Here is a 10,566-nt window from a genome sequence, read left to right as displayed (position 1 = left end):
GAGAAGATGACTAAATTTCCAAAAAACTTTTTGTGGGGTGGCGCAGTCGCCGCAAATCAATGGGAAGGTGCCTTTTTAGAGGATGGAAAAGGCTGGTCTACTGCGGATACAGCACTTTATACAGATAATCCTGATAAAAAAAGCTTCTCAATTTTACAACCAATGACGACCGAAAAAGTTGAGGCTGCCATGAAAGATACAGAGGGCATTTATCCGAAGCGCTACGGGATCGATGCCTATCACCATTATAAAGAAGATATTGCATTGTTTGCTGAAATGGGCTTTAAGACGTTCCGTTTATCAATTTCTTGGCCGCGAATTTTTCCAAACGGCGATGATTTAGAACCAAATGAAGCAGGATTGGCTTTTTACGATGAGCTATTTGACGAGTGTTTAAAATATGGCATCGAACCACTAGTGACGATCTCTCATTATGAGTTTCCCTTGAACTTGGCGTTAACACGGAATGGTTGGGAAAGCCGTGAGACGATCGATGATTTCGTTCGTTATGCCAAGGTATTATTTAAGCGTTACCAGGGAAAGGTCAAGTATTGGTTGACCTTTAATGAAATTAATATTATCGGAATGACCGGTTATTTGAGTGGCGGACTTTTAGCGGATAAAACCGAAAACATGCTGCAGTCACAGTTTCAGGCAGCACATCATCAGTTTATCGCCAGTGCCTTAACCGTTAAGGCCTGTCATGAAATGCTGCCAGATGCGCAAATCGGCTGCATGTTGGCGCGTCAAGAAGCATACCCAGAAACCTCTAACCCGCTGGACGTAATGGAGAGTGTGGAGGCCGATCATGTAAACTTGTTTTATTCAGATGTCCAGATTCGCGGGTATTATCCCCGCTACATGGATAAATTCTTCCGTGATCATAACATTACCATCAAAAAAGAAGCAGCCGACGATGAAATCTTGAAGCAGGGAACAGTGGACTATATGTCCTTCAGTTACTATATGAGTAGTATCGCTTCTCATGATGTGCCTGGAGAAGAAACGGCGGGTAATCTTTTAGGATCGAAGAAAAATCCTTATCTAGCCGCAAGTGATTGGGGTTGGCAAATTGATCCGGTTGGCTTGCGGATCACGCTGCATAAATTGTATGACCGTTATCAAATTCCACTATTCATCGTGGAAAATGGCTTAGGCGCAAAGGATGTTGTTGCCGAAGATGGCAAAATTCATGACGATTATCGCATTGATTATTTGCGGGATCATATAACAGAAATGGCTAAGGCAATTGATGAAGGTGTCGAATTGATGGGGTATACACCATGGGGTTGTATTGATTTGATCAGTGCAAGTACCAGTGAAATGTCTAAACGTTATGGCTTTATTTACGTGGATCAAGATGATAAGGGCCAGGGTACGTTGAAACGCTCGCGGAAGGATTCCTTCTATTGGTATAAAGAAGTGATTGCCACGAATGGTGAGAACTTAGCATAAAATAAGGCTCTGAGACAGCGATTGTTTGATCACTGTTTCAGAGCTTTTTGCGAGTCCAGCTTTTTCGGTTTTTGAAAAAGTTAATTCTTTAATACGAATTAGCTGTCCTTATGGTTAAAACTGAACGATCTTAGTGCCGTGAAGTTCGTTGACGCCTAATGCTTCAGCGATTCGTTCGGCATTTTTCTCATTGATCCCGCCGCCAGGTAAAATGATGATTCGACCAGCCGCGTAATCAATTAATTCTTTAAGATGCGGAAGGTTTTCGTCAATCGAAGTTGATAAGGGGCCACCGTGAGTTAGAATGCGGTCGATGCCCAATTTTGCAAACCAATCAATGGTTTTGAATTGTTCTTCTTTTGAAAGCTCATCAAATGCCATGTGGAAGGTTGTTAATAACCCTTCGCTGTTGCCTATCAGCATTTCCAACGCTTCTTCGTCAACCTCGTTGTCTTCGGTCAGACAACCAAAAACAACACCATCGGTTCCCGCATTTTTGGCATGAATCAAATCGTTTTCCATAATCTTCAATTCAATATCGTTATAGACAAAATTCCCGCCGCGTGGTCGGATCATGGTCATGATCGGTACATGTTTCTCGCCAGCATACGACAATGCTTCTTCAATCACGCCCATGCTGGGTGTTGTCCCGCCAACAGCTAAGTTGTCACATAATTCGATCCGTCCTGCACCAGCCTGAATCGCTTTTGGAATGTCGGTATAGTTTTCCGCACAAAATTCTTTAATCATGAGTATGTCCTCCAGTTTTATAAGAAAATTTTTTTAGAAAAATTGATGACCTCGACGTATAGTTTAGCATATCTCGATGATAGTAGAAATAAAAGAACTATGCTATGATAGGATAGCAAAAAAGAGGTGAAAAGATGCTTAAAAAAATTGATCGGGGCGCTTTATTTTTAGCTAAGCAGCAGGAGTTGTTCCGTTGTCCCAACTGTCATCAGAAAATGAGTCAGAAAGAAAAAAGTTTAGTCTGTGTGAACGGACATCGTTTTGATCTAGCGAAAAAAGGCACGCTTTACTTTTTAGATCATCAAATAAAAACGGAGTATGACAATGAGATGTTCGCACCACGGGGACGAATGATCCGTTCTGGGATGTATCAGCCTGTGATTGAAAAAATCGCGGATTTCATGCAGACTGGGAATCTTTTAGATGTTGGCTGCGGCGAGGGCAGTTTCTTGCAGCAAATCAATCAATTGAAGACAAATTCGGTAAATATTGGTTTTGATATCGCTAAGGAAGGCATCTATTTAGCCAGTAATCAACCCTTCGACGCTTTTTGGTGTGTCGCTGATTTGACGAACCTGCCGTTTGCTGATCAATCCTTCGATACGATATTAAACATTTTCTCTCCTTCACAGTACCGAGAGTTTAAACGTGTTATGAAGCCAGATGGCTGTGTGGTCAAAGTGGTTCCGCAATCTGGCTATTTACAAGAGCTGCGGGCAATCTATCATCCTGATAGCGAAGCCTATTCCAATGAAGCAGTAATTCAACGTTTCACAGAAGAGCTAGAAATTGATCATCGTGAGCGTATTACTTATACCTTTGAGATTCCAGAAGAAAATCGATTAGATCTACTGGAAATGTCGCCGCTGGAATGGCAGGTTTCACGGGAGGTAAAAGCAAAACTAGCAGCAAATCCTTTGAAGGAAATAACGGTTGATATCGAATTATTAAAAGGTCATTAGAGAATACGCTTTCATTCAAATTCCTGAAAACAGAAGGTTGCATTTGTGACTTCGTGATGTTATAGTACAAACAAGTTGTTTTTCATTGGTTTTTATCAGGTTCCTGTTCTGATAAAAGTTAGTGAAAAGTGCTTCACTAACGTAGCGACTCGCCGTGCTAGACACCGAGTTGGTACGTTTTTTTTGTCAGTTCTGCTTTTTGCAGTTTCAGTAAGTTCGAGAAGAGCAAAAGATGTGAACGTCTCACTGTTAACGAGCAGTTTAGCAGAATGATATGCGTACGAAAATCGATTCATTTTTCTGGTCTTTGGAAAAATGATTTCTTTGCTTGTGAGCTAGCTGTGAGTTCCACTTCGCGTCTTCAGCGCGATTAGTGGAATCGTATGCGAAACGAAGATGAGAGTATTTTTCGGCCTTTTGAAAAATATTTCATTTGAAATGAGCTAGCTGCTGTCGGTAATACGTTTCTGGTTTCGAATTAGCAGCGAATAGCTTTATTGGAATAAATACTTAAATTAGATTGAAGGAAACTATCATGACAAATCATATCGTATTATTTGAACCACAAATTCCTGCAAATACGGGAAATATCGCAAGAACCTGTGCGGCAACAAATTCACCGCTGCATTTGATCGAACCGTTGGGATTCTCGACGGACGACAAGCACTTAAAGCGAGCAGGTCTGGACTATTGGAATGATGTGAATATCACTTATCACAAAGATTTAGCTGCTTTTCTTGAATACTTAGGAGATCAGCAATTGCATTTAATCACAAAGTTCGCCAATGCGACCTATTCTGAGATCGATTATACTGATGACGCTGACCATTTCTTTATGTTTGGGAAAGAAACGACTGGTCTGCCAGAAGAATTCATGCGGGAAAATGAAGACAAATGTTTACGCATCCCAATGAATGATGAGCACGTTCGATCATTGAATCTATCCAACACGGTTGCTTTAGTTGTTTATGAAGCGCTGCGCCAACAAAGTTTTCCTAATTTGGAATTGACGCATCATTATGAAAACGATAAGTTAGACTAGATAATACGGACTTGGAAAGGGAATTTTATGAAACTTTATTTTACTCGTCACGGAAAAACGCGTTGGAATCAAGAGAAACGATTTCAAGGTATGATGGGGGATTCCCCATTGCTGCCGGAGAGTCTGGAAGCAATCAAGGCTTTAGGAAAAGAATTAAGAGATATTCCATTTGAAAAAATTTACACAAGTACATTGAAGCGAGCTTACTTAACAGCGGAAGGCATTAATAAGCAATTGGCGCAGCCGACAGAAATCATTCGGTCAGAAGATTTGCGTGAGCTAGGTTTAGGGACTTTGGAAGGTCAATTGATCCCAGTAATTGAAGAACGTTATCCAAAAGATATGGTCAACTTACGTCATCACCTAGAGCTTTATGATCCCACCCCGTTTGAGGGTGAAAAAATCGAAGACATGCTTAAACGCATCAATGATCTGGTAGAAAAAGCGGTGGTGGAAGCCAAGGAAGGTCCGCTTCTTTTTGTCGGACATGGTGCTGCATTGACAGCAGCAATTCAGGCGTTAACCGGAAAACCATTAGCAGAATTACGAGAGATGGGTGGCCTATTCAACAATAGCTTGACGATTTTAGAAGCAGACGGCAGTAAACCACCGTATCGAATGCTTCAATGGAATGATGTCAGTTTTTTAGCAGGTACTGGTTCAAAACCGGATTCATTACTATAGAAGACAGAAAGGGTGAGCAAAATGTCAGAGGAACAGCTATACATTGTAGGAACATTAAAGGCGATTTTCTTTCAGAATCCCAGCAACTTCTATAAAGTCTTGCTAATCAAGGTCAGCGAGACCAATAGCGATTATCTCGAACAGGAAATCGTTGTAACCGGAAGTTTCGGTGATGTGCAAGAAGATGAAGATTATCGCTTCTTCGGACATTTTGTTGACCATCCTCGTTACGGCAAACAGTTTCTAGTAGAAAGCTATGAACAGGCACATCCGACTTCGGCCAATGGTTTGATCAATTATCTTTCGAGTGAGAAATTCCCTGGAATTGGAAAAAAGACCGCGGAGAATATTATCGACACTCTAGGGGAAGAAGCCATTGATCAAATTATGGAAAATCCCGATATACTGGCCAAGGTTCCGAATTTAAATGTGAAGAAGCAAAAGGTGATTGTAGAGACGATTCGGCAAAATCACGGCATGGAGCAGATCATCGTTGGTTTAAGCCGCTATGGTTTTGGTAGTCAGCTTTCGTTTACGATCTTTCAAACCTATCGTAATGAAGCCTTGGAAGTGATCGCGGAGAATCCTTACCAGCTGGTGGAGGATATCGATGGAATCGGCTTTAAAAAGGCCGATAGCTTAGCGGAGCAATTAGGAATTGCGGCGGATAGCCCGCAGCGGATACGGGCAGCGATTTTTCATCAAGTCAATGAGGATGCCAATCAAAGCGGCGATACCTATGTAGAGGCTCAGCAGCTATTGACAGAGGTCTTGCAGCTATTGGAAACGACACGACCAGTGGAAATCGCGCCAGATCAGATTGCAAACATGATCATCCAATTAGTTGAAGAAGATAAAATTCAACAGGAAGCGACAAAAATCTACGAGAATACCTTGTATTTCAGTGAGTGGGGGATCGCTTCATCAATCGAGCGCTTGCTAGCACGAAAAAAAGAGATCAATTACTCCCAGAAAGCCATTGATAAAAACTTGCGCATCATTGAAAAGCAGTTGAAGATCACTTATGGCGATTCACAGGATCAAGCAATCAAGGAAGCGATTCGTTCGCCGTTGTTTATTTTGACGGGTGGTCCCGGAACAGGAAAGACCACTGTCATCAATGGAATCGTCAAATTATTTGCTGAGTTGAATGATCTATCGCTAGATCCGAAAGATTACACTCAGGCTGTTTTCCCGATCCTCTTAGCAGCACCGACTGGACGTGCTGCGAAGCGAATGAATGAAACAACGGGACTGCCAGCAAGCACGATCCATCGCTTATTGGGACTGAACGCGAATGATGAAACACCCGATATTGATGCCAAAGAGCTAGATGGCGGATTACTAATCGTTGATGAGATGTCGATGGTAGATACTTGGTTAGCTAATACGTTGATGAAGGCGATCCCGAATAACATGCAAGTGATTTTCGTGGGAGATAAGGATCAGCTGCCATCAGTCGGACCGGGGCAAGTTTTTCATGACTTGCTGCAGATTGAAGAGATTCCGAAGATGGAGCTAACGGATATTTATCGTCAAGGCGATGGGTCATCGATCATTCCTTTAGCACATGAAATCAAAGACGGCAAGCTGCCGCAGGATTTTCGTAAAAATCAGCAGGATCGATCCTTTATTGCTTGTCATGCTTTTCAAATGGAAGAGGTCATCAAACAAGTCGTTGAACGGGCGAAGAAAAAAGGCTTTACTGCTCAAGATGTTCAAGTTCTAGCACCGATGTACCGCGGACCAGCCGGAATCGATGCCATCAATAAAATGATGCAGGAAATTTTTAATCCTAATGATGGGCGAAAAAAAGAAGTGCAATGGAATGATGTGGTTTATCGAATTGGGGACAAAGTCTTGCAATTGGTTAACAATCCAGAGCTGAATGTCTTCAATGGCGATATGGGTATCATTGTCGGAATCATTCCAGCAAAAGAATCTGAAGATAAAGTCGACGAACTAGTCATTCAGTTCGACAGCAATGAAGTTAGCTACAAGCGGACGGAATGGAATAAGATCAAACTTTCCTATTGCTGTTCGATCCATAAATCACAGGGGAGCGAGTTCAAAATGGTACTCCTGCCGATGGTCAAGCAATATTCGCGGATGCTACAGCGCAATCTTCTATATACAGCCGTGACCCGAAGCAAGGATTTATTGATCCTGCTAGGTGAGGAAGAAGCCTTCCAAGCCTGTGTCACTCGTGAATCAGCAGTTCGAAAAACCACCCTGATTGAACGAATTATGAAGGATGCCAAAGACGCTCCAGCAAAACCAAAAGAAGAACCGTTTAAAGCAGTAGAAGAAAAAGCTAAGCCAATCGCAAAAGCAGCAAATGAGCCGACAATTTTGACCCCCAAATTGATCACCGCTCAAGTGATTGATCCAATGATTGGAATGGAAAACGTTACTCCTGCTATGTTTATGTAAAAAGGACTGAGAAATAAATCCGCGGATTTATTTCTCAGTCCTTTTGTCTGCATACCAGATGTATTGTGTGCCAGTGGAGAAGTTCATGTCAAAGGAGCGTTCCCCCATGTCCTCGCCATCCGCCTGACCGTGCTGCGGAACAACCGAGACGATCCGAATTTTGCTGCTGGTAAAATGTCTGTAATGTTTGTTCTCTATATGTTTCTTCCGTAATAGCTGAAGCAAGAAACGCAGAATTGCCAGCATGTTTGGTTTTTCTACGATAACTAGATCAATCGTGTCCTTTTTCGGATCAGCCATTGGTGCGATCGCCACGCCGCCACCGAAATAAGGGATATTTGTCGTTGTACATAAAAAAGTCCGTTCGAAGCTCAGCGTTTGGCCGTTTAATTCCACCAGAATCGGAAAGGTCTTCTGGGTAAAGATCGCTTTTACCAGATAAAGGGCATACGAAGCTGAGCCTAAATGGTACTTGTTCAAGACTTTCTTTGAAGTCGAAGCGTTCGTTGTTGCAACGATCAGAGCATCCAAGCCGATTCCGACATTATTTAGAATGACACCTTGTTCTTCCCGAATCTTTTCTTCATAGTGAAAGACGTTGATCGGTTGCGGCTTCAATGCTGAAGTGATCTGCTCAAAGGCTTTCTCCGGGTCGCGAGATAATCCGATGCCGCGAGCAAAGTCGTTCCCTGAACCAGCAGGAATATAGCTGACCGGAAGCTGGACATTCAACGCGTAAAATTCATTGACGACTTGATGGAGTGTACCATCACCGCCGATTACTACTAACAGATGAAATGAATTATCGATGTGGTCCTTTTCGCAGCTTTCCGACCAAGGGCTCAACAGGTCGGCTAATCGATCGACGATTTTTTTTTCGTCGCCAGGTTTCTCTGTGTAATACGGAGTGTATGTATAGTCGCCGTCATCAAGCAACTGGATAATCTTTTCTGCTGTTTTCGCCGCATTTCCGCTGCCAGCTGCGGGGTTAATTAAAATATGATAATGAAGATTCATGTCCTCGATCCTTTCAAAAACTGATTATAACAGAGTAATGAAAGGAACTGTAGAAAATTGATTCATTTTTTATTAATCCTAGAGTCAAAAAAAGCCTTCTCGTATTGTTGAGAAGGCCAGCAGGCGAGCGAGTCAGTTATGATTTTCGAGCTTGCTGAATAAACCAGTCGATGATTTTTTTGTCATAATTTGAGGCTTTATAGGCTTCGTTCACACGAGCTGTTTGTTTATCGTGATCAACCACTACTACTTTTGTGCACCAGAGATAAAGCGAGCTATGTGTATCGGTGTGTTCAATCCTATATTTTTCTACTAATGGAGCGCGGGTACTGCAACAGCCGTAGTTTCCAGCTGTCCAACGATCCTTGAGCACAGCTTTGCCATCCTGCTGTGCCTTTTTGTACAACTGTTCCAATTCATTGTCAATGCCTAGCATAGCCGATCTCCTTTCCTTCAAGCTGATTGTATCACCCGAAGCTAGAAAAATTCAATTTTAACCAACTGTTTTTGCTGACTTCAAGAGTTGACTTACAATCTGAAAAAAAGTATGCTGTAAAAGGTTTACAGCGGTTCATCAACCATCCCGCTTAAAAAAAACTCGGAGAAAGAAGGACAATTATGAATATGGTAGAAAGAAAGCGTGTCACTGTTGTAGTGACCAACGGAATCATCATGGCGCTATATTTGGCTTTGACGATCTTAGTTTCACCTGTAGCATCCGGTGCGATTCAGTTTCGTATCTCAGAAAGTTTGAATCATTTAGTCGTATTTAATCGAAAATATCTATGGGGGATCTTCGGCGGAGTCGTTGTCTACAATGCGATCTTTGGCATGGGCTGGCTCGATGTGGTCTTCGGTGGCGGACAAACGCTGTTGGCTTTAACCTTAACGGCAGTTTTACAAAATGTCGTAAAGAATACGAAAGTTCGATTAGCTTTGAATGTGGTATTTTTCAGTGCCAGCATGTTTCTAATTGCTTTGATGCTGAATTTAACCGCACAATTACCTTTCTGGCCGACTTATGGCTGGACAGCGTTGAGTGAAGCAATCATTATGACGATCTCAGCACCGATTATGTACTATTTGAATACACGTTTGCAATTTGCAAAGCAAATATAAATAAATGGCGATCCTGAATTTCAGGATCGCCATTTCTATTGAAAGATCAGTCTTGCATGGATAATGCTTCAACTTCTTGAATCTCGAAATGCTTGCGTTCAAGATGATCGATAATATGATTCATTTTATTTTCATCTACACCAGCAGGTAAAGTGAACAGAGTACGGCGCCCCTTGAAATCTTTACCAACATCCAACGTGATGCAGCTAGCGATCGTCGTAAATTTCGAAATAATTTTTGCCATAGCGGCTAAGTCACCGCGTTTGCCGGTCGAAACGACCGTGATCACATAACTGCCGGTTTGGATATTCCAAGATTGTGATAACATATTTAACAAGGTACTATGGGTCAAGATGCCATAAAAATGATGATCTTCATCTAAGACAGTAATATATGGCAATTCCTTAATTGTAAAAAAGATTTTAAAAAATGAAGTGTCGAGCGAAATAAATTTTGTTGCGTTTTTCAGCAAGTGAGTGACAGGTAGATCCATGTCGCCGCCGTTTGCTTTGTGCCGGTAAATGTGCATCTTGTAAATATTGCCTCGGAAAATTTGATTGCTTTCATCAAGGATTGGAACACAACGAAAGCCAGTGCCTTCAAGTATATCCAATGCCTCTTGCAATGTCGTCGATTCATTGATCGTCGTCAAATTCTCTTTGGGATAAACGAGACTTTTTAATAACATCCAATAACCCTCCAATAAAGCTATTCATTCTTTCATCATATTATCATATTATATCTGATAAAGAAATTTATTTTAGAAACAATTCATATTCAAGAATCGACAGTTGAAGAAAAATTTATTGTTGGGATGTAAGATTGACAGGCAAAAGGATAGATGATAATGTAACTATGTGACCTTGGGAGATTACCAGTTCGCAGTATACGGCATGACAATCAAACTCATTTTTCACCAGAAAAATGAATACATTAATAGGAATTAGGATGCCAGTCCAACTTTTCGCAGGAAGCATCGCGTTATGAACGAAATCATCAACAACTAGATAAGTTATAGAATGTAACACTTAGTTGGATGGTATACGGCATGACAATCAAACTCATTTTTCACCAGGAAAATGAATACATTAATAGGAATTAGGA

10 protein-coding genes are annotated in these 10,566 nt (G+C 41.6%); 6 read left to right on the top strand and 4 right to left on the bottom strand.

What is annotated here, in order from left to right; translation table 11 throughout:
• The first annotated feature begins 6 nt into the window (after window positions 1-6).
• The gene (locus AC4J95_RS20600; protein WP_494551467.1) at window positions 7-1,455 is read left to right on the top strand and encodes a glycoside hydrolase family 1 protein; all 1,449 of its coding nucleotides are present in this window, start codon (window positions 7-9) and stop codon (window positions 1,453-1,455) included.
• A gap of 114 nt (window positions 1,456-1,569) precedes the next feature.
• Here AC4J95_RS20600 and AC4J95_RS20595 read toward each other — a convergent pair whose 3' ends face one another.
• Entirely contained in the window at window positions 1,570-2,205 is a 636-nt protein-coding gene (locus AC4J95_RS20595; protein WP_494551465.1) for a copper homeostasis protein CutC, read from the bottom strand.
• A gap of 134 nt (window positions 2,206-2,339) precedes the next feature.
• On the opposite strand from AC4J95_RS20595, the gene AC4J95_RS20590 reads away from it, so the two are divergent.
• The 4 genes from AC4J95_RS20590 to recD2 all read left to right on the top strand — a co-directional run bounded on the left by AC4J95_RS20590 (window position 2,340) and on the right by recD2 (window position 7,326).
• Window positions 2,340-3,167 carry a methyltransferase domain-containing protein gene (locus AC4J95_RS20590; protein WP_494551464.1) on the top strand — a complete coding sequence of 276 codons (828 nt, stop codon included), beginning with the start codon at window positions 2,340-2,342 and terminating at the stop codon, window positions 3,165-3,167.
• Between the two features lie 535 nt (window positions 3,168-3,702).
• Window positions 3,703-4,209, top strand: a complete 507-nt coding sequence (gene trmL, locus AC4J95_RS20585) for a tRNA (uridine(34)/cytosine(34)/5-carboxymethylaminomethyluridine(34)-2'-O)-methyltransferase TrmL (protein WP_494551463.1) — start codon at window positions 3,703-3,705, stop codon at window positions 4,207-4,209.
• A gap of 27 nt (window positions 4,210-4,236) precedes the next feature.
• Complete coding sequence (locus AC4J95_RS20580) at window positions 4,237-4,893, top strand: histidine phosphatase family protein (protein ID WP_494551462.1); 657 nt, start codon at window positions 4,237-4,239, stop codon at window positions 4,891-4,893.
• Window positions 4,894-4,914: 21 nt separating this feature from the next.
• The gene (gene recD2 / locus AC4J95_RS20575; protein ID WP_494551461.1) at window positions 4,915-7,326 is read left to right on the top strand and encodes an SF1B family DNA helicase RecD2; all 2,412 of its coding nucleotides are present in this window, start codon (window positions 4,915-4,917) and stop codon (window positions 7,324-7,326) included.
• 27 nt (window positions 7,327-7,353) lie between these two features.
• Here recD2 and AC4J95_RS20570 read toward each other — a convergent pair whose 3' ends face one another.
• Together AC4J95_RS20570 and AC4J95_RS20565 are read right to left on the bottom strand one after the other, a co-directional pair.
• The gene (locus AC4J95_RS20570; RefSeq protein WP_494551460.1) at window positions 7,354-8,343 is read right to left on the bottom strand and encodes a diacylglycerol/lipid kinase family protein; all 990 of its coding nucleotides are present in this window, start codon (window positions 8,341-8,343) and stop codon (window positions 7,354-7,356) included.
• 136 nt (window positions 8,344-8,479) lie between these two features.
• Window positions 8,480-8,779, bottom strand: coding sequence for a hypothetical protein (locus AC4J95_RS20565; RefSeq protein WP_494551459.1), 300 nt, complete (start codon window positions 8,777-8,779; stop codon window positions 8,480-8,482).
• A gap of 179 nt (window positions 8,780-8,958) precedes the next feature.
• Between AC4J95_RS20565 and AC4J95_RS20560 the strand changes: the two genes are divergently transcribed.
• The gene (locus AC4J95_RS20560) at window positions 8,959-9,462 is read left to right on the top strand and encodes a QueT transporter family protein (RefSeq protein ID WP_494551466.1); all 504 of its coding nucleotides are present in this window, start codon (window positions 8,959-8,961) and stop codon (window positions 9,460-9,462) included.
• Between the two features lie 46 nt (window positions 9,463-9,508).
• On the opposite strand, the gene cbpA is transcribed toward AC4J95_RS20560, so the two are convergent.
• Complete coding sequence (cbpA, locus tag AC4J95_RS20555; protein ID WP_494551458.1) at window positions 9,509-10,150, bottom strand: cyclic di-AMP binding protein CbpA; 642 nt, start codon at window positions 10,148-10,150, stop codon at window positions 9,509-9,511.
• Window positions 10,151-10,566: the final 416 nt, after the last annotated feature.

The organism is Enterococcus sp. GPZ-007, assembly GCF_059374735.1.
Note: the sequence above shows the minus strand (reverse complement) of the source record. Positions and strands in the feature narration are given on the sequence as shown.

Excerpts from the sequence above, each read along its gene's own strand:
- AC4J95_RS20600 (WP_494551467.1), top strand. The coding sequence starts at position 7 with ATGACTAAATTTCCAAAAAACTTTTTGTGGGGTGGCGCAGTCGCCGCA.
- AC4J95_RS20595 (WP_494551465.1), bottom strand. The coding sequence starts at position 2,205 with ATGATTAAAGAATTTTGTGCGGAAAACTATACCGACATTCCAAAAGCG.
- AC4J95_RS20590 (WP_494551464.1), top strand. The coding sequence starts at position 2,340 with ATGCTTAAAAAAATTGATCGGGGCGCTTTATTTTTAGCTAAGCAGCAG.
- trmL (WP_494551463.1), top strand. The coding sequence starts at position 3,703 with ATGACAAATCATATCGTATTATTTGAACCACAAATTCCTGCAAATACG.
- AC4J95_RS20580 (WP_494551462.1), top strand. The coding sequence starts at position 4,237 with ATGAAACTTTATTTTACTCGTCACGGAAAAACGCGTTGGAATCAAGAG.
- recD2 (WP_494551461.1), top strand. The coding sequence starts at position 4,915 with ATGTCAGAGGAACAGCTATACATTGTAGGAACATTAAAGGCGATTTTC.
- AC4J95_RS20570 (WP_494551460.1), bottom strand. The coding sequence starts at position 8,343 with ATGAATCTTCATTATCATATTTTAATTAACCCCGCAGCTGGCAGCGGA.
- AC4J95_RS20565 (WP_494551459.1), bottom strand. The coding sequence starts at position 8,779 with ATGCTAGGCATTGACAATGAATTGGAACAGTTGTACAAAAAGGCACAG.
- cbpA (WP_494551458.1), bottom strand. The coding sequence starts at position 10,150 with ATGTTATTAAAAAGTCTCGTTTATCCCAAAGAGAATTTGACGACGATC.